The organism is Paenarthrobacter sp. NPDC058040 (assembly GCF_042885775.1).
GTDB lineage: Bacteria > Actinomycetota > Actinomycetes > Actinomycetales > Micrococcaceae > Arthrobacter.
The window spans coordinates 52,045-77,665 of record NZ_JBHVRN010000015.1; the positions used below are offsets into that span (position 1 = coordinate 52,045).

The window sequence follows — 25,621 nt, forward strand, 5'->3', positions numbered from 1 at the left end:
GCCGGGGCGGAGCACATCGAGTTCAGCTCCGACGGCGGAAGTGCCCTTTGACCCGCTTCCCGCCACGCATATGCTCGGGTATCCATACATCACCCTGAGAGCGTGCGGGTACCGCGGCCGATGACTCACCCAGGTCTATTACTACGGGCGCTGACTTCAGGGATGCCACCCGCTTTGCATTCTCTCCTTCAAAGGCCTTGGACATAAAGCCAAAAGAATCAGTTTCAGCTCCGAGGCTGACGGCGTCCTCCTGCCAATGGGAGACTGCGTCAGCTACTCGATGCAGACGCTCAATAGCTGCGTCCCTGGTCAGCCGAAAAGCATCAACAAAGTCCAGAAGATCTCTAACGTCACGGTCGAAGAGCCCGCCATTTGGAGTGAGCGGCGTTTCCGATGTACCCATGGGCACAGGGTTGACATCGAAAGACGGCGACAAGCGCCAGCCTTTCTTGGTGCGCAGCAGCCCGTGATTCCTCATGTGGTCATCGGTGTTGTTGACCATGGCGATTAGGGCGGCCCGGCTGAACAACTCGTTGGCGTCCTGGACAGGCTCCGCGGAGATATGTGCGACCTCGGAGGCAATTTTAACGTAGTCAGGGTGCGAGTACGTGTCGAGTTGAAGGGCTGTGCGAACACTCATGTATGGGATGCGACGGCTTCCATCGCGATCGAATCGCCGAGTGAGGAAGATGTGGGAAAACTCCGAGAGCGGCATGAGTCGCGAATCTGAAACTCTAATACCCGCCCGCTGCTGAAGCTTGATAGCCACCATTTCCCACAATTGCACGTTCCCGACGTCCGAAGTCTTCGGGAACTTCGCCAACAACATGGACCCGTCGACATCCCGTATCCACGCCTTTGGCTGAGCACCACCGGGAGATGAACCAGCACCTATAAGTAGCGAGTTTTCTTCTTTGACCTCACCGGTTTCAGCAAAGAGCTGAGCTTCTTCCGCGAGCACCCCTAGGTCGCGTATTCCAGCACTCCTCCCCCACGACGATAAGAACTTCCCGTCTTCCCGAAAGCGAAGTGCACCCTGTCTGGTCTCGTCGTTCACCAAAAGTAGGTATCCGGCTTCTCCCGTAGGCGGGATACGGCCGGCACCCTTGGCGATTGCCTGCTGACGCAGCTCTTCGAATAAAAGCTTCTTGCCCCAGTCATCCGGGGCTGCGTCCTGAAAAGAGCCGAACAACTCGCGACCCAACGTGGGATTCTGAAGGCCTCTCTGCAGCGGCAGCTCTGGTGAGATCTCGAAGGCTTCGGCAGCAGACAGCCAGCTATCAGCGTATGTGAATGAGACATGCTCACGAGGAGAAAGCGCATCCGTCTCAACATCCAGTACACCGGCCAGGGTTTCATTGATGAGTACTTCAACCCGCCTGATAGTCCGAGCCCCCACTATCCCCTCCTCTGGACGCGACGTCTATTCAGAAGGTGAGCCCGAGCCCTGCCCAGATCAGTACTTAGAGGGTCGAGGGAACCAATGAGGTCTTCAGCAACTCCTAGCACGGATGCCACAGTCATCAAGTGTTCGATCTTTCCGCCCTCACCGGCTTCTAGCCGCATGAGCGTCGGTCGTGAGATATCGGCTCGTTCAGCGACGAGTTCCTGGGACAGTCCCAGAATGATTCTTCGACTCCTCAGATTATCTCCTAGACGGCGCAGAGCGTCCTTGTTGTTCATGTAGCTATTTTGTTCCCTTAGGCCAGCTAATGCAAAGAAACAGCTACCTTATGGAGGAACCACTCCCGGCTGGTTCTAGAGGTCTGAAATCTCTCCCGCACCCCGGCTCCCTCGAGTCAGGTACTGGCTGTGGTCGTGGCAGGGACTGGTATCACTTCAAATGTGCTGAACTATCGAGGCGTTAGAGCCGACATCGATGCGAACGCCGTCATGCGAACGCCTGCAAAGACAGTTGCCGATGTTGAGCAAGTGTCTTCTAAGCAGTATCGGACGTCCTTTCAGAAGCTCTAGAGGCGTCTATTTTCTACGGGACGGGGGACTGCTCGGCATAGCGCGTTGGGTCGCTGCCGAGATTCTCGTGCACGAACGCCCCGACCTACTCTTCGCCGCCTGGATGGACCGCGGCGGGACCTGCTGGTTCTCTCGTTGCTGAGCATCGATCCACGGTTCCGTGGCCACCGGAGCGGGCACGCCATCCTGAAGGCGATCCTGGCCACGGCGGCGCGGAACACCACACTCGTCGTGTTGGAAGCCGCCCCCCTGTACGCCGACGGTGTCCTTGAAGGGTCACCACGGCACGTAGCTGCCAAGGCTGCCCTGAGAAACTATTGGCTTGATTACGGGTTTCAGGAAGCCGCCGGCGACTATCTCGCTTTGGTTGTCGGCCTCGATGCCTGAGAACGGATCAACACCACGGTCAGGCCGTTTTCCTGGCAGTGGAACTACTGTGCGCGTCCTTTCCGGTGAGGGTGAGGGAGCCGGCTTCCTCGGTGAAGGAAATGGCCCCGTCGGTGCGGAGGCTGGTGAGAGCGTGCCGGGTTTGGGCACGGTCCCACCCCATGACGGTGCCGATCTCTGACCAGGCGGGTCCGTGGCCTCGACGTTCCCAAGAGGCACGGATCATGGTCGTGAGCTGGTCAGCCGTAGCGGGAGTGAGTTCCACTGGCGCCGTTGGAACGTTGCGACGCAGGTAAGCGTTCTTGCGGGACTCGTACCGGGCAGCGACCTTCTTCATGGTGGGGGTTTCGTTGTTTCTGATCATCGCGTCGGCGATGGTCAGGAACTTGCTGCCGGGCCGGTATCTGTCCACGACAGCGGCCAGCTCGTTCACCCGCTCGTCGGTGATCCGGTCCGGCGGCACGAGCCGCTCCAACCATTGACGGGCGAGTTCCTGCCGTCGCGTGAAACTCTTCCGCTTCGGCTTCGTTCTGCGCTCAGCTTTCGCCGCTACTGGCTTCGTTGACGTGTCGTTCTCACCCATGTTCCACCCTAACTTTGAGTTCGCGTTGGTTCCCGGATTTCGCTCTAACGGCTGGGGCCGTTCTTGGTCCGTTCGGCACCTGCTGCCATCCCGCGGCTGGTTTTGCGTGCTTTCGCGGCCCCTGCTGTGGTGACGGCGGCGCCGGGGTGGCTTCCTTCGCTGCGGGCTGCGGCGAGCCGGCCCCGGATTTGGGGTTCTGTTGCGCCGGTGGTGGCGAGGGCTTCGGCGAATTGCTGGTGGTGTTCGGCGGAGCCGTAGGCGGCCGCCGATGCGGTCTCCGATTTGAGCCCCTGGTCTGTGATACGGGGGCTGTCGTTGGTGCCGGTGACCTGCTTTTCGATGTCCCGGCCGAGGTTCTTGATGCGGGTGAAGAGTTCCTTCTCGGCGCGTTCGTATCGTTGTTCCTGGGTTGACCATTGGTCGCCCGTGAAGCCGCCCTCGGCGAGGAGTTTTGCTTCGTGCAGTTTCTTGGCGGCGTCCACGAAGGCGGGGTCTTTGAAGTGATCCTCGCCTGCACCGTTGACGTTGGCGGTGGTTTCCGTGCGGAGCTGGTCGATGCTGGGCCCGTTAATGCCGTCCTTGCCGATAAGGAACATCCGCTCCTTGATCTCACCGTCCGCCACTTCCACCGCTTTCGGGGTTTTCGCGTTGTGCGCCCGCTGCAGTGCCTGGGCGAGTTCGGGGTTGGCCAGGTATTCCACGGGCACGTGGTGGCGTTCCATTTCGGGTGCGAGGTTCGCGGCTTGGACGCGGAGTTCTTCGGCACGGGCTGCTGCGAGCAGCTGCATGGCCTTTTCGTGTTCGGCGGCTGCTTTGCGGGACTGTTCCTGGCCGCGGGCCAGGGCTTCCTGCCGTGCCCGTTCGGTGGCGATGGTGTGGATCCCTGATTCCAGGTATGCGGTGTCAGTGCCGACGTCGTGGGTGTCGATGCCGTAGCGTGTCAGGACTTCCTGACGGATCTTCTCCGACGCGGCAAGGGCTGCCGGGTCATGGTCTTTCCATGCTTCGGCAACGGCGTAGGCGGTGGCGATGTCGGAGGGCTGGGCTTTGTCCCACCACTGGTCCTTTTCCACCGGGCCCAGTGCGGCCCGGGCAGCGGCTCGTTCGGCTGTCAGGCGTGCCTGGGCTTCGTGTGCGGCCTGGGTGTCGTGGTGTTCTTGTTGGCGCTGTGCTTCCTGCCGGTGGCGGGCCAGCGTTTCCGCGATGCGTGATGCGATCATCAGCGATTGCCGCAGTCCGCCGTCCAGCAGGTCGTCCATTCCGTCCGATTCACTCATGGTGTTCCCCTCGCACTAGTGGTGTTTGTTATCGGTCAATGACAGGCCCGGATTCCCGTCCCGTCCGGGCCGGTGGTTTCGCGGGTGTTGCTGTGGTTGGGACAGCGGAGCCGGGACGGATGGGGGCCATGCCGCGCAGGCCACGTTCCACCGGGTTTGACTCCGGTGCCTGTTCCGGCGCGCCGACGGTAACAGGTCGCGGCATGGTTCCGGCGAAGGGCTTCAGATGCGTTGCGACGACGGCGCGGATCCTTTCGGCTTCCCGTGCCCGGCCGGATTGCTTGTGCATCTCGTAGATGGCGGCCGCCATGTTCGCCAGCTGCACCATGAGCGCTGCCTGCGCTGCCGTTTTGTTCTTCGACGACGCGGCCAGGAACAGCATGGCCGTGCCGGCAATGGACGGCAAAGCCACGGGCTTGCTGTGCACCTGCGGTGCACGGAGCTGCGCTGTACGGGACAGTTCAGCGGCGGTGGCCGCCAACGGCCCCGGGGTGGGTTCGAGACGGTGGGACCATGCAGCGAACGCCCCGGAAACGTCCCGTGCGGCATTCGCCCAGGTCGCGTGATCATCCAGCGGAACCGACCGCAGTTGCTCCGCAAGGGCGGCCGCGTTGCGGGTGTATTCCACCCACACCTGCGGCGACGGCGTCGCCTTCTCAGGCCCGGTCCTTGAGACGGCGCGTTTGTTGCGTGCCGCCGCGTTCCACTCGGCCGCTGTCTCGGTCGCGGCGTGCGGTGAGTCCATCCATCCTTGCCGCAGCGCCCCCAGTTTCAGGTCGGACGCGAGGGTGCCGCCACCGAACCAGATGGGCCGCTCCCCCGACTTCGGGCGTTCGGCAACGGAGTAACCGACTATGACGTCCGTGGTGTTCTTCGCATACCGCGGACGGAGCAGCATCCCCGTGTTGCGGGCGCGGCGGACGAACTCCCCTTCGGTGGCCGAGGCACTGGCAGCGGCACGGACCTTCCGCGCCAACGATGCCCTGTGCATCTCTCGCTGATCGCGGGCGGCGGTGGCCTTCTCGGCACGGTCGTAACCACGGGTCGCGTACAGGGTGGAGAGCTGTTCGAGCCCGTACTTGACCTCCAGCTCACGGCAGGTTTGCTGGGCTCGTTTGTAGTCCCCGTGGGTAGAAGCTTTGGTGCCGTCTTCCCGGACCAAGGAGACGGCGATGTGGATGTGGTGGTTGCCGTTCTCACTGGTGCCGTGGTTGATCGCCGCCCACCGGCATTGCGCTTTTCCGCTGGCTGCGGTGAAGCCCATCGCGTCGACGAAGTCGTTGGCGATGTCGCCCCACTGCTGGTCCGTCAGTGCGCCCTCTTCGGCGCGCAAACTCAGCGAGCAATGCCACACGCTCGCGTCCTTGTACCCGACGTGGACGCGTTCCTTCTTCGCCGCGTCCCAGGCGAAGTCCTTGACCTTAACCTCGACGGCGAACAGTTTCCGTGGCTGATCCAGGTGCTTCGCGATCGCGATCGCGTCCTCGTTGTCCAGGACGCCGTCGTCGTACCACGCCATGACCGCCGCGTCCCCGGCCACCAGGTGCGGGTCAGTGTGCGCGTTCTTCGTCTTGTCCGTATCCGTGGAGGCCAGATAAACCATCAGGCCGGCCATCCGTGAACCGCGGGTGATGTTCGGGATCATTTGCTCACATCAATCCCTCAATAGCCCGGTCAATGCGCAGCGCCACCGACCGGATATGCTTCAACGCTTCACGGGCCTCAACGGGGAACTCACCCGTCGCGTTGGCCTGACGTGCGAGCTGGTTGATGTTGTTCGACGACCGCGCCAACAAGTTGTGCAGTTGCATCAACTCGGCGCCGATGGCCCGCCGTTCCGTCGGTGAATCCGTGCGCTCCGCCAACGCGGCCGACACCAGCAGGTTCGGCACAGTCACTTTCTCCCGCTCGGCCCTGGCAACGAGCGCCGCTTCCTCTTCCACCGTGACCCACACATCACGGCGCTTCTTCGACCCTGCCGGAGTGTTCGCACGACGACGCCGGGAGAGGTTCGGGCGGCCAGTGTTCTCCTCTTCCGGCATCCCAATCCCCCTCCCAAAAGGCCCAGCGCAGCGACCCCGAACCGGGGACCCACAAGCCAGTGTGGCTCACAAACCCGCCAGGGTCCGTGAGCGACACGCCATTTACACCCGTGTAAATGTATAGCTTGCTCCGTAGGCTTCTGTTGGGTGGTTTTGGTGCGGTTTGGGGGCGCGCCGGGAAAACTCCCCGCTCCCGTCGGTGGGTGTGGGTAGCGTAATGGGTATGGACATCAACGACATTGCCGCTAAAGCGGCAGCGAAAATCGACGCTGCACGCGACCTGAAAGTCAACGCCGTCCGAACTGCCGCAGCCAGCGGCGTCGAGGTGGCCGAAGCCGCCGCGCTGCTCGCCGCGGCCGAACAGAAGTACGCAAAAGACTTCGCGGCCGCGCTCCGCGCGGATTGGACCGAACCCGACCTGCGCGGCTTCGGCCTGGACGCACCCACCAAGCGCGCCGGCGGGCGCCCCCGAGGCAAGAAGAACACCCCTGCCGCCGTAACTCTCGCCGACTAGGCGTAGTAGGGGTGGGGAAATGCACCGCCCTGACGGGCGGTGCTCGGGTGTTGCTAAAGCCTCTGCCGCATGGTGATCCGGCCCGGCCTGGGCCGACGCGACCTTGGAAGCCCGTACAGCGATTCTGGCGGCTCCACGTTTACCAGGGTTGCGGCTCGGCGGGTGGGTTTCCCATGGTCCAAGACAAAAGTGCCCGGCTCACCGGACGGGTGTGGCTGGGTTCTTTTCAGCCGGGACAACAGGGGCCGCTCTGGCCCGGGTGATGAGGCAGTGTCGCCGAATGCGGTGGCCGGTTTTGAGGTTTGGGTTAGCGGGTCAGGTGGGCTGCGTCGATGACGTCGGCTTCACGGAGCTCGTGGACAGTTCCCTGCCACACGGAGCCACTTTCGTACGTGGCCAGGTCGAAGATGGATTCCCAGGACGCCTCGACCCCGGCCCGCAACGCCGGAGGCCAGGAACGGACAGGTTCGTCCCGTCTGCGGATCCCCGCAGCATGGAGGCGGTCCTCGAAATCGTCAAAGACCGTATCGATCCGCGCCGAGAAAGCGTCGTTGGATTCCCCCGAAAGCGGGGGCACGTAGGGGTGTCGGTTGAGGACCTGGTGCCAGGCGATGAAGTCAGAAAGCAGCACCCGTTCCCGCGGGATCCGGCAGGTCAGCAGGACCTCGTTCCGGGAGAGCCGGCATGAGTCCACCAGCTCCGCCCGGGGCAGTTTCGCCCACAACCACAACGCCCCACTCCCCCGCGTCGGCAGCCGTGCCCCCATCCGGTCCAGCATCCACCCATACGCCTCAGCGAACGCCGGCTCTGCCCGTGCAGGATCAGGAACAATCCGCCCCGTGGCCACGAGCTCGTCGAAAGCGTCCGCGCTTTGGATGGTGTGCAGCAGCAACACCGGCGCGTGAAGGTCATAACCCATCCGTCCCGGCGGTACCGCCTCGCCCACCGGCACGCTCCGCACAGGAAACCTCATGCGCACATCATCACCCCACCCACCGACAAGAAAACCCGGCAACGCTACGGCCAACCCGGAAGCTGGCAACGGAGTCTATTCTTGGGACCATGGCACGACGACACGGGTCGATAAGTCGGGGCTTCCACAGCTCGGGCACACGCGTCGCTGCTCTTGGTGCTTTCGCCGTTGCCGTCGCGCTCCTTGGGAGTGCCCTCGCTGCCGGGCACCCCACGGAGCTGCAGGCTCAACAACCGAAAACCCACCAGCGGGTAATGTTTCCGGCTCACAGGCCGGTCGCGCCCGAGCGTATCGTCATCATCGGTGATTCCCTCAGCACCGGATACGGAACCAGCCCGGAAGAAGCATGGCCCCGCCTCCTCAGTGAGGAGCTCCGTTCAGCTCCGGTGCCGGTGAAGATCACCAGCGCGGCCCAAAATGGGGCAGGCTACCTTGCCATCGGCGACGAAGACGCCACCTTCACCTCACAGATCAGTGCCTCCGTTAAGTCTTCAACGGATGTCGTTGTGCTCTTTGGCTCGGACAACGACGCCGGCCAAGACCCCGCCGAGCTGCGTGCCGCCCTCACAGATGCCCTCACGGAAACCAAGGCCCTGGCTCCCCACGCCAGGTCCATCATGGTCGGTCCGCTGACCGGCTTCGACACCCTCGAAGCGGACGTCACTGTAATCCGTGATCAGGAGCGGGCAGCGGCCCTCGACGCCGGGGCCGAGTTTGTTGACCCTGTGGCAGAACAGTGGGTCTCCGGGCCGGACTCGCCACTGCTGGGCCCGGACGGGGAACACCCCAGCAGCGAGGGACAGCAATTCCTGGCGGAGAAAATCAAAAACCTCCTGACACAGCCCCCAGGCCGAGGCATCTGAACGCCTAATACATGACGTCGAAGGCGGTCCAGCCGAATTTCTCCAAGGCCCTTCTCCGGACCATCCGGGGCGTCAAAACTCTCCACCTGCTCGTACGAGATGGTTAGGGCTTTTAGCTGGAGTGAGTGCACGGCGCGCGGCGGGCTGGGTGGACGCGGAGGCTCACATTCTCACGCGACGGTGGGGTTCAGCTGACGTCCTTGCCGGTCTTTGTCATCACTGTCCGGAAGAATCCGTCAGAGCTTTTACGGCGATGCTGAGTTGCGGACGTTGCTTCCCGGTTCTTTATGGATCAGTTCGCCGCCGTGGTCGGCGTGCAACATGCTAATCCCTGGCCTTTCTCCAGAGCCATCCCGAGACGGTGGCGAAGATGATCGTTAGTACCAGTGGCAGGACAATCAACCACAGCGGAGCGCCGGCGTCCATCATCGACGGGATCATTGGAACGCAGGATAAAGCGAGCAGCACGGTCAGGACGTTTGCGATGACCGCTACGGTGAATTTGGTTTTCTGGGACATGACATCGAACATCAGCATGGTGCGAGGTTCCTTCCGGTTGTTGGGTTAGAAGATGAAGAACAGGCCCAGGACGTAGAGGGCGATGACGACAATCGACAGGGCATTAATGGCCGCGGTCGCCGGGCGTGAGTCCAGGCGCGGTTCCCACACATTAGGGTCTCTCCTGATCAGGGCCGCGGACGTGAGCACAATCAGGCAGATCGTCGCGGTGCCCAGGAACGCGGCGGCCATGAACCCGTTCTGCGCGAACCACAGCGCAGCGACCACTCCCCCGGCCGCGAGTACACCAAGGGCAGCCTCCTGAATCCTGGTTCTTAGTGTCGCTGGCATGTGGTCCTTCCTTTTGGCTTTCGATTTCACTTCAACTGTGTGCTCGTGGGTTGCTGCGTGACGGACCAGCAAAGGTAGCCCCAGCTCCGACACCATGGCACTCTGGAACACACCCAGGCATCTCTGCCCCCCCTGCCGGGACGCTGGCGGGGGTTACAGGTCTTCCCGGCGTGCGGTTTCTTTCCGGGTCCGGCGTCCGGGCCGGAGTGCACCAGCTTCGACACCTGGCCATTTCCGGCCGTCGTTGTATTTGCGCTGCAGACGCCGCAGTTCCCTGCGTGCCGCACCTTGAACGAAGTCCGTCAAGGACTCATACCCTTCCAGAGTCCCGACCTCTTGGACGGCTGCACGGATCTGCTGCAGGTCCGCTTCGGTGAAGTACGGGTTCTTCTTCGCGCCACCGCTAGTCATCGTTAGTGGTCCTGGTTCCCAGTGTGTATCCGGTCGTTGGTGATCCGTGCCTTGGCGCTCTCCATGCCTTGCTGGATCAGTGCGAATACGATGACACCGGCGATGGTCCTGAGTGCTGCGAGGATCCATTCCCAAACCGACAGGGTTGAGGTGCGGGACCATTCCGACCATCCCCAAAAGGCCAGGACGCAGAGGACCATACCGGTGACAGAGTAAATGGCATCGGCTTTGCCTAGCGATGATCCCAGCATTGCCAGAGACAACGGGCCGAACGTCAGCACGACTCCGGCCACGGACAGGAGCAGTAAACCGATAACTAAGAGCAGTGCAAGCAAGGTGATCGTCGCTTCCGTAAAGGGTGTTGGGGCCAGCGTAGTAAATGGCCCCGACACTGGAGGGGTTTAGAACGGGGGTTCGGAGTCGGGGCCGTTGCCCCAGGAGCCAGTGTTGGCCTGCGCGGGGACGCCCCACGGGTCGTCCTGCCGGGTAGGCTGTCCGGTGCTTTGCTGGTTGCCGAAGCCGCCCCCGTTTCCGGCACCGGGGGTGCCGCTGCGCTGGGTGCGGTTGACCTTCGCGTTCGCGTACCGCAGGGACGGGCCGATCTCGTCGACCTCGAGCTCGATCACGGTGCGCTTCTCGCCCTCTTTGGTCTCATACGACCGTGACTTCAGGCGGCCGCTGACGATCACGCGGGTGCCTTTGGTCAGGGACTCTGCCACGTTCTCGGCCGCTTCCCGCCACACTGAAGCCCGGAGGAACAGTGTCTCCCCGTCCTTCCATTCGTTGGCTTGCCGGTCGAAGGTCCTGGGCGTTGAGGCGATCGTGAAATTGGCGACCGCTGACCCACTGGGGGTGAAGCGGAGTTCGGGGTCGTTGGTGAGGTTTCCGATGACAGTGATGGTGGTTTCGCCGGCCATGATGGTTCCTTTTCCTCGTGCGCTGGTGGTGTTCTCGGTGGGTGTTGTGGTTTCGTTCTGAGGTTCGGTCCCACCCGGTTCGTCGTGGGTGAGGTTGTTGGGTTGGGTTTGGTCTGCGGTGTGTTCGTCCCACAATCCGGGCTTTCCGAGGGGCGCCTTCATGATGGCGGCGAGGTAGCGGTCATCGTCCACGGAGGGCCGGCCGATGAAGAACGGCTCATACGGGTCAGGGGCGGTGACGTTGATGACGCCAGAAGGGTTGGCGATCCGTCCGAACTCTTCCAAGTCGACGTACGTGCGGGGGCTGAGCGTGAACCCGTCGGCGGGGTGCTGGTCGGTCACGGCGCTCACGCTGCTTTGTGGTTCATGGCCGCGTTGACGAGCTTGTCCCGTCGAAGTCCGGACCAGTGGTCCTGGTCGTCGGCGTTGTTCACGATCACGGGCGCCTGGGAGTAGCCGAGCTCGGTGGTGATGTATTCCAGCGCCGCCGGCACGTCGGTGATGTCCACGGCCGTGTATGTGATGCCCTTGGAGTCGAAGTACTCTTTCGTGCGGTCGCAGTTGGGGCACTGGGGCTTGGTGTAGACCGTGTAATCGGTCGGTGAAGTAGTCATTTTCAGTCCTGCGTTTCGTATCAGTTTGGTTAGGTTCGTCTGGCTGACTTGCTACCTCCATTCTAGCGCAAATCGAATCGGATTAACAGGGTTTTGACCCGTATTCTAGGGGTTTTCACCCTATTTTGTTTTCAGATTGAACCAGCGCTCCGGGGTTTGGGTGGTGCGGAAATGTCATTTTCAGAAGCTAACGGCACAAATGTCAGAAGTCCCCTTCAATAGGCCACTCTGTGGGTATTGCGAGCAGAGATTGGCGTTCTTTGCATAGGAGTAGACAGCACCCGGTGTTACAAGGCCTCTTGATAACCGATCCCGGCGTATTCAGCCCTGCGGGGAGCATCTTTGGGTTTTTGGCCCGTTTGAAGAGCCTTGTCACGCCTCGGCGACCTTTCATTGACGCGTAACTGAGGGGTTTCCTGTGGTCGTCCCTGCTGAGAGAACGCATGTCGCGCGGTTGGTTGGCCGGGCCAGTTAGCTTCGTCCCATGGGGAAGGGGCCCGAGCAGGTGCCACCCTGCAGAAACGAAACGCCCGCCGTTTCGGTCAGAAGGTCTTGCTGCTGGCATTGCGCCCAGCGGCGAGGACAGTAATACCTACGCTGACACCCAAGCTAAGGAGCAGGGCCAGGAAACCGACACTGACTGCCGCGAAGTAGCTCACTGGCATGGGCGCGGTATCGACTACCGGTTCCATATACGCCCAGATAGTGGCACCAGCGGTAACTCCTAAAACGGCGATCAGGCCGGTTAGCACCCAAGCGGCAATGGCCAGCACGATCAACTTCATAGCTCCCCCAAGCCGGGTACATTCCCTGTTGTTGATAGATCCTAACCGTGGGTTATGGCAGGCAGCCGCCGATCGCGTAACCGCATACAGATGAATTAGGCAACTGCAAACTGAAGAAAGTACCGCTACTGGAGAATTACTGTGTTGGGTTCGAGGGCAGGGGTCCAGGAGATTGATCCTCGCCGTTATCAATGACGAACTCCCCCACGACCGTCTTACCGTCCGAATCATAGACAGGGATCTTGAAAGTCTTACCTTCCCGGGCCTCCTGCCAGGCGAGGGCCTCTTCTCGGGTCTTGAAAGTGCGGGCGGCCGCCTCTCCCGTGGCGTCTTCCAGCTCATTCTTGTTGACATAGCCCATGACGCCATTAGTGGCCTTCACCAACACCATTTCTGGCAGGCCTTTGTCATTCTGGGCGCCATACGTTTTGCCGGCGTCGTTCGTAGCCCAGTCCGTGGGCTGTTCATTGATGAAGCTCCATGTCAGCTGCCATTGGCTGTCAGACTGAGTGCGGATCGTCATGCTGTCTTTGCCCGGCTTGATCGGGACCTGGTACTGGGTCACGTTACTTGGGCTTGCAAGGTCGGAGGACTTGCAGGAGCTGGTTGCACCCGATTCAAATGCCCATGAGCCGGTCGTAAGGCAGGTCAGCCTGATCCGAACGCCTGTCGCGTCGGCCGGTGCGCGCCCGAACTCCACGGTGGCTGTTCCGGTGTAGTTCTTCGTGATTGGTGTTCCGACAGGGGTGATTTGCGGGGCGCCCGGGATCGTTAGCAGACCTGCAGCGGCCGCGCCGACCCCACCCAGGAGCCCTGCTCCGACGACGACGCTTACGCTGATCCAACGCCGTGCTGTTTTACGGCGCCGAACAGGGGCTGCTTTGTCGACTCTGCCCACCAGCTCCTGGCGGAGCGCCAGGCTAAATTTGTCATTAACCTTGAGGTCGTTCATGATCGTTCTCCTTCCATGGCCAGCTGACTCGGGCTCCATTGCTGCCGCTCCAAGGCATTTTTCATTTTCGAGCGGGCCCTATGCATCCTGCTCTTCGCGGCGGAAGGCGAGAGCCGGAGAATCTCGGCGGCCGCAGCAACCGTATAGCCCTCGAAAGCCACCAAACTGAACAATTGAAGGTCCAAGGCTCCTAGGCACCTCAAGGCACTCACCATGTCGTGGTCCAACGCTGACTGCAGATAGACCGTCTCACCGCTGTCAACACTGGCTTCGTCCTGCCGTGGGAGTGAATCAAGCATTCGCCGGTACCTGAATGCGGCCCGCTGGGCGTTCCTTGCGATATTGGTTGTCGTAGCCAGTGTCCATGGAAGAACGGACCCCTCGACCAGGACTACTTTCTTCCGAAGACGCCATAGCTCCAGAAAAGCTGTTGCCATAACGTCCTCGGACGTACTGCGATCACCACAGATTCGGTACGCGTGGCGGAAGACCCTGTCACGATGTCGATCAAACAGCATCCCGAATGCTTGTCCGTCTCCGTCAAGGCTCCGTGCCCACAGGCCGTCGTCTCGAGCCTCGATGTCCCCCATACTCTGTATTGTCCGCGACAGCTCAAAAGGATTCGCCGTTTCAGGAAAGATTTGCTCAACCGATTCAGATCAAGCACCACCGCAGTCCGTCCGCCGACAAGTCAGGCCACGTACTCAACAGCGGCTCTTAGACACAGGGAGCAATTCCGATATGGCGGTGGCGTCAATTCCGCGGGCTCCTTCGCCTTCGTGCCTGACAGCCAAGACGGTGGGCTGGGTTTCCTTGGGGGGGTGGCTGGAACTTGAGCAGATCGAGCAGAGCCGTAGTTGGAGGCGGTTGGGGCTTTGGCGGGTTAAACAAAACAAGACCGGCGCGGGCCGGTCCTGTTTCGCTCTCCTCGGACAAAGGAAATCTATGGTTCAGTCTAACGGGCCCGTCCGATGTTGCCTGGCTGGTTCTTGGTGGGTTTGCCGCGCGCCGTCCCCCAAAGGAACAGCCCGATGACGAGCGCGAATCCTCCAGTAATGAGTCCCCAGACCAGCCCGCTACGGCCCAGGACAAGCAGGCCCGTGATGGGCGACGCGATGGCAAGGGCGAAAGCGAGGTCCATGGATTTGGATACCCCTCGTCGGAGGTGCGCAGCTGCCCCAAGGTACACCGCGGCAAACGCGGTGCTGATCATCACCATGGCCAGCAGTGAGGGGTCCAGGGCGCCGAAGACGCTGTTGAGGAAGTCCGTGAAAGAGTTGTCGGGGATGGGCGGTTTGGTCATGGGTACTCCTGTCGTGGACGCTTTCCGCAGACTAGCGGGGAGTTCGGACAAAGTTGCGTGGTGTATCTGGCTCGGGCTGGTGGCGCGGTACTTGGTGGGTGTGCGCGGGGTGGCGTTGACTGGCGGTCCGCCGCTGGTGAGTGGCTGCTGTGGTTCGCCCAGGGGCGGCGGACCGCCCGGCGTGCGCGAGGTTCCCGGCCCTGCCGTGGTGAGTGGGGCGGGTGCCCTTGCCGGGCGGTGGGGTTCCGCCCGGCAGGGTCTCGCTTAGGCCGTTTCTTCTTCGGCTGGTGTGCCGCTGTCGATGATCATCTGTTCGGTCTCACTTGCCGTGTACCCCCAGGTGAGGAGCTGGTTCAGGTAGTCCCGGTGGCTTTGCCCGGGCCTGCGCCATGAGTCCTTGGCAATGGTCTTCTCATACCCTGCACAGACGAGGGCGATCAAGGCGAACTCGGGCCGTGCCGTGGTCTTGGCGACGTGGTCCCGCAGCGGGTTCCATGACCACGACTTCTCTCCCTCGGTCTTCGCTCCCACCATGCCAGCGGCCACCTTGCCGTCGTAGCCGCTGGCCGTTTCAGGGTGGTGGGTGAGCGCGTGGACGATGAAGTGCTGCCAGCCCTTCGGTGCCTGCTTCTTCGCCAACAGGTCTTTTACGAAGTCGCGGCGCACGGTCGTGGCCGATTCCATGGCCTTGTTGTTGGCGATCAGGGTTTTCCGTTCGGCCTTCTGTTCCTCGGTCATGGGGCCGGTGTTGGCCGATGAGGAGAAGCGGTTCCGGTCCTTGAAGCCGAGTTTCTTCCATCCAACGATCACCGGAACCGCTGAGCAGTCGCCCTTGTAGTCCTGCTCGATGTACACGGCGGTGGCGTCTTCCTCGGTCGCGGGTTCTCCGTCGGCCCGGTTCAGGAAACTGACCCGGGCGGTTTCATCGTCGTAGTAGCCAGGCCTGTCAACGATGGTCCTCCCGGATGCTTCCAGTTCCGTGGTGAACGCCGCCAGTGCAGCAGCGTGGGCGCGTGCGTCCCGGAGTTGCTGGGCGACGTGGACCAACTGGTCCGGTTCGTCTTGGAGGACCGATTCCAGCTCAAGTGTCGCTTCCTCGTCCTCCTCGAACTCGGCCATCAGGAGGGCCTCGTCGATGGTCAGGGCCCTTGCCGAGGGCGGCGGTTCCGGCCACGGAGGCCTTGGCCTTCAACGCGCCCTCGACGGCGGTTTTGGTCCGTCCGGTTTTCTTGGCGATCGCCGCTGCTGGAACGCCGATCAGGGACAGCTGGTGGTACGCGTCGGCTTCGTCCGCGTCGCTCAGTTCAGCCCGCTGGATGTTCTCCACGACCTGTGTAACGATGCGTTCGGCTTCCTCGGGTGTGCTGATGATCATCACCGGAATCACGGACCGCTGCGCTTCGACGGCTCCGAGGGTGCGGCGCTGGCCCATCAACACGTGCACGGTGCCGTCCTCTTTGCGGTGCGCGATGACCGGCTCCATCACGCCGTGTTCTTTGATGCTGGCAACGAAGTCAGGCGTCAGGGCTGCGTCTTTGCGGACGTTGATGTCCACGGTCAAGGTGGCGGGGTCGAGCATTTCCAGCGTGGGTGCTGCGTTCATGGTGTTGTTCCTTCTTCTGGTGTCCGAGAAGTTGGTGGGTGGGGCGCTCTCGTGACCGGCCAGCTCCCCTTGTCCCCTCCGATTGGTTTTTTGTTGCTGGCACGTAGTGCTCTACGGGGCCGATCCGGCGGTCTCCTCCCCTGGGCAAGGTGGCGGAAATCTTCGAAAGGAAATAAGCAAAGCGCCGTCGAAGAATTCCGGTGCCGCAGGGCCCCGGAGCTTGCGGAGGGGTCAGGAGCTTGAGCCGGAGCGGAACCGTACGATCCGCAGGAATCTCAATGATGTTGTCAACGTGATTCCAGCGGGATATTCAGGTGGCGGTCCCCGCTCCGTAGGGCCGATGGGCCAGGGTTCTTTCGAGTCTTTGTTTTGCATGGCCGTACTCCGTTTGGTGGGTGGGGCGCTCGTGGTGAGTGGCCAGCTTCCCCTCCCCCCGTTCGTTGTTTTGGCTGCTGGCGAAGCTTGCGGAGCTGTTCCCGTCGGAGGTCTGTCTACCGCTGTGGCAAGGGCCAAAAAATATTGGAGGACCGAGCGGGCGAGGATCCTGGCTGAAGAATTTTTGGCACGCAGGCCCCGGAGTTCACGGAGGGGCTAGACGGGCTGGAGCGGGAACGTAAAATCCCTTGGGACAGCAGCCAAAACGTCGTAGACACGACAGGTGGTGACGGGCCGGAGCCCTGCGACGGACCGGCACCAGCGAACAGCCGGCCACGAAGTGGACGCCCGTTTCCCGGTTCGCCCTGGCGAGCCGGTGTGACCCACAGAACTGACGTGCCTGGCCGCACTGTCCTTCCGACACTTCCTCGGCGATCTCAGAATGACTGACCGAACAGGCTGTCCAGGAACGTGAGGTGACCAGCATGTCGGCTTGACCGTTCAGACGCTTCCTTCACCCTTTGGCTACCATCGCAAGCATGGCCATCTGTTCTGTGTTGCGATGCCCGGAGACAGCCACCGGTTCCTTCCCGCTGGGCCACGGTTTGCGATGGGACGCGCCTGTCTGTGGAAGCCACGGTGCGGCTTTGAAGCGAGGAGACCGCTGGATGCTCCACGAAATCGTTGGCGTCCAGGACACCGGCGCGGAGCGGCCAGACGAACTCCGCATACTCATGGGTGAAGACCTCCCGCCCAACCAACTAGTCGGTTTCGGCGTTGGTCAAGCGATCGGAGACCAGCCCGGTTTCACCATCAGCATCGACATCGAGACGCCCGAAGGCCGGCAGACGGTCTCATTCTGGACGACGACGGATATCGGCAACCGCCTTGGCACTTTCTTGATCGAGCCGCCGCCGGCACCATGAAACCCTGCCCGACGATTGCTTGGTGCCGCGGGCCGGAGCTCTGCGGGCCGACCGTCGCCACCCAACAGCCGGCCACGAAGTGGACGCCCTTTTCCGGTTCGCCCTGGCGAGCCGCTCCTGAAGCACCCCGCCTTCACTCCCAAGGCGTGGACCACGGCAGGTAGGCCGCGCCAAGGCCCGCAGTCGCAGACCAATCTGTGCTGTGGCGGTCCGCCGCCGGCAACCACCCCTGGATGCCGGCCACGACGGCGGACCGCCCGGTCCTTGGAATGGCGGAAGAGCCGGCACCCAAGTGGTGTCGACTCTTCCTGTTTTCCCTCAGCAAAAGGAAATTCGTGGGTGCAGCGTCGTCGCTGCAGGGGGTTAGAAGACTTGCGGGTTTCTCTCCCAGGAGATGTCCACGACGGCAGTGCTCTGGTCCATGGTGAGCATGCTCAGTTCCAGGATGTCTTCGGCGTGGGTGTTCCCGGAGGGCGCGTCTTCCTCGGTGAGGACGAAGTCGTGGCTCATTGGCGCTGCTCCCTGGCGTTCGTGGATCGGTGGTTCTTCCACTGTAGCCCGACGGCATGGTTCCTTGTGTTTGCCGCGTTGCTTCGCCCGCGTCAGCGTTGGATCGGCGGCCGGCGGAGCGAAGCGGGGGAGGCCGCCGACGCTCCGGTGGGGCCGGAACCGTTGCCGGTCCCGGCCCCTGCTCGGGCTAGCGCTTCTTGTAACCGGTGGTCTCGTCGGTGGCGACGGGCGCGATCCTGCCGTTGCCGATGATTTCTTCCATCAGTTCAGCCATCCGGTACCCGGGCACGTCCTCCAGCGCGGCGGTGAAGTGTTCGGCCGCGACCGATGATTGGCCTTTGAGGTAGGAGAGCCAGCCGATCACGGTCAGCAGCGGTGCCCGGTAGGTTTCCGGGGCGGCGGTGATCAGTTCCTTGCAGGTGTCCTGCGCCCGGTCGACCCGGGCCCAGTCCGGGGTGATGCCATCACCGATGAGCAGGTATCCGCATCCCTCGGCGGTGGTGCGTTCGGGTTCGATCACGGTGCACATCAGCACATCGCGCAGGCCGGGTTGCTGGAAGCAGGCGAGCAGTTTCACGGCCGTTTCCGGGCTGACTGGTTGGCCCTGTTCGATGGTCTGGTTCCACAGTTCGGGGCCGTTGATTTCCTCGCTGTACTGCAGCACGTGCCCAGCGTATTCGATCTGGTCGGCGGTGTCGGCCGGGCCGCTGAACGCCGGGTACGTGGTGCCCGGGGCGGCCTTGTAGCTGCTGCCGCGGAAGACCATTTCGGCGTTCAACTGCCCGTCCGTGATGGACTCCAACGACTCGGTGGGGCAGCACTGGGGGTCATCGCAGAGCAGGTTCTTCCAGTGCTCGGAGGTCACCAACCACGCGTCCCTCAGGGGAACCCCGGAGGCGTCGAGGGTCTCGATGATCGCCTCGAGGTGATCCTGAAACGGGCGGGCCGCGCCAGTGGCGGCGGGCTGGTCGGTGTAGACGGCCAGTACGGCGCCGTTCGCGACGGTGTCCAGTGCGAGGTAGTCGGCCATGGCCCGGGCGAAGCCTGCCGTGTCCGAGTCCCTCGGTGCGTCGACGCGCAGGGTCGCGCCGAGCATGTTCCCGCGCATGGTGATGAACACGAAGGATTCCCGGGGCGCGAAGCCGAGGGTGTGCGGGATGTAGCTGAGGATGTCGGCGGGGCTGGTGATGCGGAGTTGGTTCGTCATGGTTTCCTTTGTCCTTTGCTGAGGATGTGGTGGGTGGGGTACTCGTGGTGAGTGGCCAGCTTCCCCTCCCCCCGTTCGTTGTTTTGGCTGCTGGCGAAGCTTGCGGAGCTGTTCCCGTCGGAGGTCTGTCTACCGCTGTGGCAAGGGCCAAAAAATATTGGAGGACCGAGCGGGCGAGGATCCTGGCTGAAGAATTTTTGGCACGCAGGCCCCGGAGTTCACGGAGGGGCTAGACGGGCTGGAGCGGGAACGTAAAATCCCTTGGGACAGCAGCCAAAACGTCGTAGACACGACAGGTGGTGACGGGCGGGAGCTCTGCGACGGACCGGCACCAGCGAACAGCCGGCCACGAAGTGGACGCCCGTTTCCCGGTTCGCCCTGGCGAGCCGGCCCTCCAGCACCCCACCTACGCACCCAAGCTTGGACCCCTGCCGGTGCGACACAGCACCCTCCGTGACCCGGGACCAAGCTGTGCAGTGGCGGTCCGCCGCCGGCACCACCCACGGCCGCCAACCACGACGGCGGACCGCCCCGCCCACACGAAGGTGGGCGGCCCACCAGGAGTTAGGTGCCACGTGGTCCGACTCCGCAGAGTGGGCTGTGGCCGGGACCTTCGCAGGTCCCGGCCACCTGTGCGGGCTAGCTGGCGAGCAGCTCGGCCAGTTCGTTGGCCTCGGTGACTAGGACGGCGCCGCCGTCGCGAATCAACCGGTGGCAGCCTGCGGAGTTCGCGCTGTGGACGGACCCCGGAATTGCTGCGACGTGGCGGGCGATGGTTTCGGCCTGGTGGGCGGTGTGCAGGGCGCCTGAGCGCCAGCGGGCCTCCACAATACAGGTCACCCCAGCCAGCGCCGCAATCAACCTGCCCCGCTGCAGGAACCGGTACCTAGTAGGTGCCGTGCCCGTGGGCTGTTCGGACACGATCAATCCGTGGACGCGGATGGCTGCGGCGAGGTCGGCGTTCCCGGCCGGGTAGTCCCGGTCAAGGCCACCAGCGACAACGGCGATCGTTGCCGGGCCCTCACCAGCGAATCCGTTGAGGGCGGAGCGGTGGGCGTGGGCATCGATCCCGTAGCCAAGTCCGGAAACAATGCAGATACCGCGCCGGGCCAGCTCATGGGCCATGTCACCGGTCACGGCCGCGCCGTAGCTGGTGGAATCCCGGGAACCGGTCAACGCGATCGCAAGTTTCGGGGCGGGGATCCCGTGAGTGATGTCTCCGCGGTACCACAGCCCGTACGGGGCATCAGGCAGGTCATCCAGCCCGGTCGGCCAGTGCTCGTCCCCGGGGATGAGGAACCCGCCGCCCAGACGCTCAATGGTCGCAAGATCTTTTTCGGCGTCGACGTCGGGCAGACGCTCACGCCAGCGCCGCAGCCCATTTGCAAGCTCGTCGTCGGTAATGTGGGCGAAGGTGTGCACCGGCTGCTCTCCCGTGACGATGCGGAGAGCAGCGTAGGCGCCCAAGGTGCCGACGACGGCACGCCCGGTTGGGTCTTGCGGGTCGAACAGGCGGGTCAGTGCGGCGCGTGCGATGCGGTCGTTCATGATGTGCGTCCTTTGCTGAGGATGTGGTGGGTGGGGTACTCGTGGTGAGTGGCCAGCTTCCCCTCCCCCCGTTCGTTGTTTTGGCTGCTGGCGAAGCTTGCGGAGCTGTTCCCGTCGGAGGTCTGTCTACCGCTGTGGCAAGGGCCAAAAAATATTGGAGGACCGAGCGGGCGAGGATCCTGGCTGAAGAATTTTTGGCACGCAGGCCCCGGAGTTCACGGAGGGGCTAGACGGGCTGGAGCGGGAACGTAAAATCCCTTGGGACAGCAGCCAAAACAAGAAAATGCTTCTGCAGCCCGAGCGCAGCGAGGACCGATTCCCCGTGGGTCACCGCGCGGGCTCTCTTGCAACCGTGCCGGAGGTTTAGCAGCGTTCGCTGCTCGGGCCGAGGTGGCGGTAGATGGTTACGCGGGAGACGCCGAGCGTCTCGGCGATTTCCTGAACCGTGTAGATCTTTTGGTCGTACATCGTCCGGGCCTGTTGAGCTTTCGTGGGGGTCATTTTGACCCTGCCGCCGCCTTTGCGGCCCCTGGCAAGCGCAGCGGCCAGGCCGTCCTGGGTGCGTTCGACGAAGAGGTCGTGCTCGAACTCGGCAATCGCGGCGAGGAGATGGAAGAACAGCCGGCCGCCAGGGGTCGTGGTGTCAATGCCCTGGGAGATGGCCTTCAGCCCCACACCGTGGTCCGGAAGCCATTCGGCGATGTCCTTGAGGTTCCGGACGGATCGGCCGAGCCGGTCGAGTTTGGTCACGACGAGCGTGTCGCCGGGACGCAGGTAGTCCAGTGCGGCATCAAGCTGTGCCCGTCGGGCAAGCACTCCGGAGGATTGGTCGGCGAAGACCTCCCGGAGCCGGCGGCGTCCAGCGCGTCTGTCTAGCTGTCCGGGATCTGATCACGGGTTGAGACCCGCGCGGTAGTTGTGCGGTTCTGGTGTGTCTCACGTGCCCTGTACTTACGGATCGGCTCTGCGCGTTAGATAGCCCTATAGACCGCCTTACGGGCGCACGACAAGGGTCTAAGTTGACACTCACATTCATGAGGCGGATTGGCTCCTCGGGCCATGGCAGTATCAAAGACAACATTTATCGCCCGGCTGAATCCTCCGGGCTTTGAGAAACGGGTAGAGAGTGCACACTGCAGCCTGGTACTGGGATCGAGCTCGCCCTGACGTAGCAAGCTACTGGGACGGGAATCAATGGTTACAAACATTGCCGTTAACGCAGCTGTCAGGTGTGCGTGTCCTTGACGTCTCCACGGGCCGCCCTATTCCTCCTAGACAACCGCCACAGGGGAATCCATCACCGGAGCCGCGGCAAGTGCCAATGAGCGACGTGACATGGTTCGATCCGAAGAATCCGCGTCGAAAGGCTATGGACACACCGACGCGTGTGTTGATCGGGTTTCTGCTCGTACTGGTTGTAGCGGCGGGATACGTGTGGCTGACGGCATCGAACTCAGCCCGACCAACGGGAGCTGAGAAACACATCAACAAGGAAGTTGAAGACGAACTGAATTCTTTGGAGAAAGGCAACCGCTCAGCGACCGCTGCGGAAGCGAAAACTGCAGGAACCCTGATCGAAGCGTTAGCTGCTGGCGGCGATGGGACAGCCTTTGAGTACATCGCATCAGACGTGCTCTTCAACGCGAAGGCCGTCATGCGTGCAATAGAAAACTGCAGAATCACATCCCCTTGGGAGACCTACGACGACGGAGAATCAGTAAGTTCTGAACTCACGTGTCGTGACGGCGACCTAGTAACAGTCGATGTGTACCTCAACGGGTCAGGAAGGGTTGTGCGTGCAAGTGGTCTGGGCGCTAACCCCAAGCACAATTTCGACTCCGCTGAATAGTGGTCTGCGTTTTAACGCAAGTAACATAAATCCGGAACTCTTGTTGATACGGTGCGTAATAATATTTGGCCACGGTGTAACTAACCCCGATCTTGATAAAGTTCTTGTTTGTAGACATGAGCCTGTATTCAGGCAGGGGACAAAGGGGAATTTATGAAGCGGTCGTTGGTAAATATTGTATGTGTGTCCGTGGCAGTCTTGGTTGGCGGTTGCGGGACGACGTCGGCTAATGGCAGCAGCACCAATGCAAGTAGCTCAACCCAAGCTAGCTCAACACCATCAGCGTCCAAAGCTGACTCGACCTTTGAGTCTGGAGTGCTCACCACGCCTGATTTGAAGATTGAGATCACTGACCACAAGGTCATCCAGGTGGGCGAAAAAGGCAACGAGTATGGCAAGAAGCCTGTGATTGCTTTCTGGTACAAAGTGACAAATAACGGCGACAAAGAAGTCAGCCCGATGAACTTTATATTCTCTATCACGGCGTACCAGGACAACAACCCGAACGCCGAAAACAAACTCGATGTAGGTTCTTTGCCTGATGACAGATTCCTGAGTAGCCAAACTGAGAAGGTCAAGAAGGGCGGAACAGTCGAAAACGCCATCGCCTACGAGCTTGACGATCTCACCACAGATGTAGATCTTGTAGCGACCAAGGGCCTGGGATCAGGCGAGATCGGCAAGGTTACATACAAGCTCCAATAGACAGAGAACCGCCCACGTGAGCCCTTCATGCTGAAGGGAAGGTAGCTTCCTAAAGGGACTTGCTTGCGTCATCTGGATGCAAGCAAGTCCCTTGGTGTAACTGAGCGGACTTTGCCCAAAGAATGGATTGCGACGCTGTGGCTTGGGGCTTCGGTCGGGTCCATGGGGCCCGTCCGGTAAAGGATCCCCTACCGGGCGCATGGAGCCTCGGGACAGCCACCGGCATACGGCAGCTCGTGCCTGCGCTCCGGCATTAAGAATCCCCAGGTCTGTGATGCGTGGCTAGACTGGGGCCGGTAAGGACGGATTGGGGGATCCAACGCGGCGCACGCCGTTCTCCGCTGGTCGGTCGCAGCCATCGAACCCGTAGGAACGACCGTGACCTTCTTCCAGGACTACTCGATCCCAGTACCGCCTCCCCGCCCACGGACACCGCGGTTCACACCGCCTCCCTGGACGGCGCCACCGCGCTACGAACTGCCCGCGATCCTCCCGGTGGGTCAGTTTCTCCACAAGTCACCGACTTTTGTGATGGCTGCTGAGGCCGTGAAGGTCTACTCCACCGGATGCATCATTGACCTGAACTGGATTCTGCGTCGCACCGACCAGGAGGACCGGAAATGGTCGGAGATCAATGCCGTCTTTCACCGTCCCGCACCGCAAATGCGCGAGGGCGGCATTTCTGCCGACTCCATCCTCCTGTTCGGAGTCCAGTTCCCAGACGGCACCAAGGCCAGCAGCTCATCCCTTGCCATGTACGGGCACAGGCCGATGGACCAGGAACCTTCGAGCCCAGTCTTCGAATACCGGCCCAAGGGCGGTAATGGCGGGGAAGACGACATGTCAGCAAACGCCGCACTCTGGCTCTGGCCTCTGCCGCCTGCCGGGGACCTGCGCCTGGTCGCCCAGTGGACCGACATGGGCATGCCCGAAAGTTCCATCACCCTCAACGGCGTTCAGCTTCGAGAGGCCGCTGCAGGAGTCCAGAAATACTGGCCTGAGGAAGACGTGAAGGGGTAAATCCACTCAATAACCCGGTCCTGCCCGTGGTCGTGGCTGCCGTCCTGTCGCTTGCCTCGGGCCGCTGTTGATTCATCGTTGCTGTGGAGTCAGGCCGCCAACTGCTGCCGCCGCAGTTGCGGCAATACCGGGGCCGGGGTGTAGGTGGTGCCGTCACGGAGCATGGCCCACAAGACATTGAGCCGTCGGCGGGCCAGCGAGAGCATCGCTTGTATGTGGGATTTCCCTTCCACCCGTTTTCGGTCGTAGTACGTCCGCGATACCTGACATGATTTCAGCGCCGAGAGCCCCGAGAGGTAGAAGACACGCAGCAGCCGCCGGTCGTAGCGTTTTGGCCGGTGGTTGTTGCCGCTGATCCTGCCCGAATCCCGCGGCGCCGGCGCGAGCCCAACAACACCGGCGAACCGGTCAGCGGACTGAAAAACAGTGAGATCTCCACCCGTTGCCCCAAGGAATTCGGCAGCGAGGACCGGACCGAAGCCGGGCATGCTCAGCAACACCTCGGTGTGATGGTGTTCGGCGACCTTTTCCGCGATCAGTGCGTCCAGTTCAGCCAGTTCTTCGTTCAAGCTGGTGATCTCGCGAGCGAGTGCAGCGACGATTCCCTCGGCCCCGTGTTGGGCGGGCACGATGGTGTGCTGGGAATTTGCTGCCTCGAACGCGGCCTTGGCGACGGCGGCTGAGGAACGGGTGCCGTGCTTCTTGAGCCACGTGTGAATCCTCGCTTGGCCGGCACGGCGGATCCCGTCCGGAGTCCGGTGCTTGATCAACAGGAACAGCGCGCCTTTGGAACGGGTGTAGTCGAAGGCCCGTTCCAACGCAGGGAAGTACTCAAGAAGGAGAGCCTTCATCCGGTTAATGGCCCTCACCCGGTGTCTGCTGACTTGTCAGTCCGCCTGGCGGTCAGCAGCCGCAGCCCGACGCTGATCTCATCCCCAGCCCGTAAAGGTTGCAGGTCAGTCCGCATGCGGGCTTGGTCAGCTATAACTGCGGCATCTTTCGCGTCTGTCTTACCGTCACCGCGGTAGATCTTCGAGGCGTGATGCACGGTGCGTCCAGGTATATACAGAAGGTCCTGGCCGTGTCCCACGAGCAAGGCGATCAACAGTGCCGGTCCGCCGTGGTTCAAGTCCGTCGCCCACACCACTCGGTCGCCCTCGGACAAGTCCAGGACGGTGCCCAAGAGTTTGAGCAGCTCTGCTTCGTCGTTGCGGACTTTTTGGGAGAGCAGCCGGTTTCCCTCAGCATCGAGCACAACGCAGTAGTGGTGACCTTTGCCGGCGTCGATACCGGTCCATAATTTCGCCAAAGAACAGCCTCCAGTCTGTTGGATGGGAAGAGCCCAGCAGATAACCGCGCCGTCGTGTCCTTATCCGGCGATCATGTCGCGTCTCTCAATCAGCGGTCGGGTCATCGCGGGGTGGCGGGCGGCCA

The 25,621-nt window shown here is 62.1% G+C and carries 28 protein-coding genes and 2 pseudogenes; 7 read left to right on the plus strand and 23 right to left on the minus strand.

What is annotated here, in order from left to right:
- Positions 1–22 precede the first annotated feature (22 nt).
- Complete coding sequence (locus ACFVSJ_RS19600; protein WP_387438710.1) at positions 23–1,399, minus strand: type II toxin-antitoxin system HipA family toxin; 1,377 nt, start codon at positions 1,397–1,399, stop codon at positions 23–25.
- On the minus strand, positions 1,399–1,683 hold the full coding sequence (locus ACFVSJ_RS19605; protein WP_387438711.1) for a helix-turn-helix domain-containing protein: 285 nt from the start codon (positions 1,681–1,683) through the stop codon (positions 1,399–1,401). The genes ACFVSJ_RS19600 and ACFVSJ_RS19605 overlap by 1 nt, the downstream gene beginning before the upstream one ends.
- A gap of 426 nt (positions 1,684–2,109) precedes the next feature.
- Here ACFVSJ_RS19605 and ACFVSJ_RS19610 point away from each other — a divergent pair, with 426 nt between their 5' ends.
- Entirely contained in the window at positions 2,110–2,361 is a 252-nt protein-coding gene (locus ACFVSJ_RS19610) for a hypothetical protein (protein WP_387438713.1), read from the plus strand.
- A 19-nt stretch (positions 2,362–2,380) separates the two neighbouring features.
- Here ACFVSJ_RS19610 and ACFVSJ_RS19615 read toward each other — a convergent pair whose 3' ends face one another.
- From ACFVSJ_RS19615 to ACFVSJ_RS19630, 4 genes are read right to left on the minus strand one after another with little or no spacing between them, the layout of a single operon-like run.
- On the minus strand, positions 2,381–2,944 hold the full coding sequence (locus ACFVSJ_RS19615; protein ID WP_387438714.1) for a hypothetical protein: 564 nt from the start codon (positions 2,942–2,944) through the stop codon (positions 2,381–2,383).
- A gap of 44 nt (positions 2,945–2,988) precedes the next feature.
- Positions 2,989–4,221, minus strand: a complete 1,233-nt coding sequence (locus ACFVSJ_RS19620) for a hypothetical protein (protein ID WP_387438715.1) — start codon at positions 4,219–4,221, stop codon at positions 2,989–2,991.
- A gap of 28 nt (positions 4,222–4,249) precedes the next feature.
- Positions 4,250–5,866: a relaxase/mobilization nuclease domain-containing protein gene (locus tag ACFVSJ_RS19625; protein ID WP_387438716.1), complete on the minus strand. Its 1,617-nt coding sequence runs from the start codon at positions 5,864–5,866 to the stop codon at positions 4,250–4,252.
- Between the two features lie 4 nt (positions 5,867–5,870).
- Positions 5,871–6,263 carry a MobC family plasmid mobilization relaxosome protein gene (locus tag ACFVSJ_RS19630; protein WP_387438718.1) on the minus strand — a complete coding sequence of 131 codons (393 nt, stop codon included), beginning with the start codon at positions 6,261–6,263 and terminating at the stop codon, positions 5,871–5,873.
- 223 nt (positions 6,264–6,486) lie between these two features.
- On the opposite strand from ACFVSJ_RS19630, the gene ACFVSJ_RS19635 reads away from it, so the two are divergent.
- Positions 6,487–6,777 carry a hypothetical protein gene (locus ACFVSJ_RS19635; RefSeq protein ID WP_387438719.1) on the plus strand — a complete coding sequence of 97 codons (291 nt, stop codon included), beginning with the start codon at positions 6,487–6,489 and terminating at the stop codon, positions 6,775–6,777.
- Positions 6,778–7,084: 307 nt separating this feature from the next.
- Here ACFVSJ_RS19635 and ACFVSJ_RS19640 read toward each other — a convergent pair whose 3' ends face one another.
- Positions 7,085–7,750 (minus strand): DUF3841 domain-containing protein, encoded by a 666-nt coding sequence (locus ACFVSJ_RS19640; protein WP_387438720.1) that lies wholly within the window; start codon positions 7,748–7,750, stop codon positions 7,085–7,087.
- 89 nt (positions 7,751–7,839) lie between these two features.
- Here ACFVSJ_RS19640 and ACFVSJ_RS19645 point away from each other — a divergent pair, with 89 nt between their 5' ends.
- Positions 7,840–8,613 carry an SGNH/GDSL hydrolase family protein gene (locus ACFVSJ_RS19645; RefSeq protein WP_387438722.1) on the plus strand — a complete coding sequence of 258 codons (774 nt, stop codon included), beginning with the start codon at positions 7,840–7,842 and terminating at the stop codon, positions 8,611–8,613.
- Between the two features lie 324 nt (positions 8,614–8,937).
- On the opposite strand, the gene ACFVSJ_RS19650 is transcribed toward ACFVSJ_RS19645, so the two are convergent.
- The 11 genes and pseudogenes from ACFVSJ_RS19650 to ACFVSJ_RS19700 all read right to left on the minus strand — a co-directional run bounded on the left by ACFVSJ_RS19650 (position 8,938) and on the right by ACFVSJ_RS19700 (position 16,047).
- Entirely contained in the window at positions 8,938–9,150 is a 213-nt protein-coding gene (locus tag ACFVSJ_RS19650) for a hypothetical protein (RefSeq protein ID WP_387438724.1), read from the minus strand.
- A gap of 27 nt (positions 9,151–9,177) precedes the next feature.
- Positions 9,178–9,462 (minus strand): hypothetical protein, encoded by a 285-nt coding sequence (locus ACFVSJ_RS19655; RefSeq protein ID WP_387438725.1) that lies wholly within the window; start codon positions 9,460–9,462, stop codon positions 9,178–9,180.
- A 153-nt stretch (positions 9,463–9,615) separates the two neighbouring features.
- On the minus strand, positions 9,616–9,873 hold the full coding sequence (locus ACFVSJ_RS19660; RefSeq protein ID WP_387438726.1) for a hypothetical protein: 258 nt from the start codon (positions 9,871–9,873) through the stop codon (positions 9,616–9,618).
- A gap of 2 nt (positions 9,874–9,875) precedes the next feature.
- Positions 9,876–10,265, minus strand: a complete 390-nt coding sequence (locus ACFVSJ_RS19665; protein WP_387438728.1) for a hypothetical protein — start codon at positions 10,263–10,265, stop codon at positions 9,876–9,878.
- A gap of 9 nt (positions 10,266–10,274) precedes the next feature.
- Positions 10,275–11,132, minus strand: coding sequence for a single-stranded DNA-binding protein (locus ACFVSJ_RS19670; RefSeq protein ID WP_387438730.1), 858 nt, complete (start codon positions 11,130–11,132; stop codon positions 10,275–10,277).
- 5 nt (positions 11,133–11,137) lie between these two features.
- Positions 11,138–11,404 (minus strand): glutaredoxin family protein, encoded by a 267-nt coding sequence (locus ACFVSJ_RS19675; protein WP_387438731.1) that lies wholly within the window; start codon positions 11,402–11,404, stop codon positions 11,138–11,140.
- A gap of 542 nt (positions 11,405–11,946) precedes the next feature.
- A complete protein-coding gene (locus ACFVSJ_RS19680) occupies positions 11,947–12,189 on the minus strand; it encodes a hypothetical protein (RefSeq protein WP_387438733.1) in 243 nt (80 codons plus the stop codon).
- A 136-nt stretch (positions 12,190–12,325) separates the two neighbouring features.
- The gene (locus tag ACFVSJ_RS19685; protein ID WP_387438735.1) at positions 12,326–13,141 is read right to left on the minus strand and encodes a peptidase M56 family protein; all 816 of its coding nucleotides are present in this window, start codon (positions 13,139–13,141) and stop codon (positions 12,326–12,328) included.
- A complete protein-coding gene (locus tag ACFVSJ_RS19690; protein ID WP_387438736.1) occupies positions 13,138–13,731 on the minus strand; it encodes an RNA polymerase sigma factor in 594 nt (197 codons plus the stop codon). Before ACFVSJ_RS19690 ends, ACFVSJ_RS19685 begins: the two co-directional genes overlap by 4 nt.
- Before the next feature lie 365 nt (positions 13,732–14,096).
- The gene (locus ACFVSJ_RS19695) at positions 14,097–14,444 is read right to left on the minus strand and encodes a hypothetical protein (protein WP_387438738.1); all 348 of its coding nucleotides are present in this window, start codon (positions 14,442–14,444) and stop codon (positions 14,097–14,099) included.
- A gap of 264 nt (positions 14,445–14,708) precedes the next feature.
- Positions 14,709–16,047, minus strand: a pseudogene (locus ACFVSJ_RS19700) (ParB/RepB/Spo0J family partition protein).
- A gap of 1,043 nt (positions 16,048–17,090) precedes the next feature.
- Here ACFVSJ_RS19700 and ACFVSJ_RS19705 point away from each other — a divergent pair.
- Positions 17,091–17,348, plus strand: coding sequence for a hypothetical protein (locus ACFVSJ_RS19705; RefSeq protein WP_387438739.1), 258 nt, complete (start codon positions 17,091–17,093; stop codon positions 17,346–17,348).
- A gap of 363 nt (positions 17,349–17,711) precedes the next feature.
- Here ACFVSJ_RS19705 and ACFVSJ_RS19710 read toward each other — a convergent pair whose 3' ends face one another.
- From ACFVSJ_RS19710 to ACFVSJ_RS19725, 4 genes are all read right to left on the minus strand, one after another.
- The gene (locus ACFVSJ_RS19710; RefSeq protein ID WP_387438740.1) at positions 17,712–17,858 is read right to left on the minus strand and encodes a hypothetical protein; all 147 of its coding nucleotides are present in this window, start codon (positions 17,856–17,858) and stop codon (positions 17,712–17,714) included.
- A gap of 187 nt (positions 17,859–18,045) precedes the next feature.
- The gene (locus tag ACFVSJ_RS19715) at positions 18,046–19,065 is read right to left on the minus strand and encodes a DUF4192 domain-containing protein (protein ID WP_387438742.1); all 1,020 of its coding nucleotides are present in this window, start codon (positions 19,063–19,065) and stop codon (positions 18,046–18,048) included.
- Positions 19,066–19,704: 639 nt separating this feature from the next.
- Positions 19,705–20,613 (minus strand): DNA-processing protein DprA, encoded by a 909-nt coding sequence (dprA, locus tag ACFVSJ_RS19720; protein WP_387438744.1) that lies wholly within the window; start codon positions 20,611–20,613, stop codon positions 19,705–19,707.
- Positions 20,614–20,976: 363 nt separating this feature from the next.
- Positions 20,977–21,429, minus strand: a complete 453-nt coding sequence (locus ACFVSJ_RS19725; RefSeq protein ID WP_387438745.1) for a recombinase family protein — start codon at positions 21,427–21,429, stop codon at positions 20,977–20,979.
- 505 nt (positions 21,430–21,934) lie between these two features.
- Between ACFVSJ_RS19725 and ACFVSJ_RS19730 the strand changes: the two genes are divergently transcribed.
- The 3 genes from ACFVSJ_RS19730 to ACFVSJ_RS19740 all read left to right on the plus strand — a co-directional run bounded on the left by ACFVSJ_RS19730 (position 21,935) and on the right by ACFVSJ_RS19740 (position 24,187).
- Positions 21,935–22,462, plus strand: a complete 528-nt coding sequence (locus ACFVSJ_RS19730) for a hypothetical protein (RefSeq protein ID WP_387438746.1) — start codon at positions 21,935–21,937, stop codon at positions 22,460–22,462.
- Between the two features lie 189 nt (positions 22,463–22,651).
- Positions 22,652–23,167 carry a DUF5067 domain-containing protein gene (locus ACFVSJ_RS19735; protein ID WP_387438748.1) on the plus strand — a complete coding sequence of 172 codons (516 nt, stop codon included), beginning with the start codon at positions 22,652–22,654 and terminating at the stop codon, positions 23,165–23,167.
- A 378-nt stretch (positions 23,168–23,545) separates the two neighbouring features.
- On the plus strand, positions 23,546–24,187 hold the full coding sequence (locus tag ACFVSJ_RS19740; RefSeq protein WP_387438749.1) for a hypothetical protein: 642 nt from the start codon (positions 23,546–23,548) through the stop codon (positions 24,185–24,187).
- Positions 24,188–24,276: 89 nt separating this feature from the next.
- Here the strand turns inward: ACFVSJ_RS19740 and ACFVSJ_RS19745 are convergent.
- Positions 24,277–25,496 (minus strand): annotated as a pseudogene (locus ACFVSJ_RS19745) (IS110 family transposase).
- Positions 25,497–25,621: the final 125 nt, after the last annotated feature.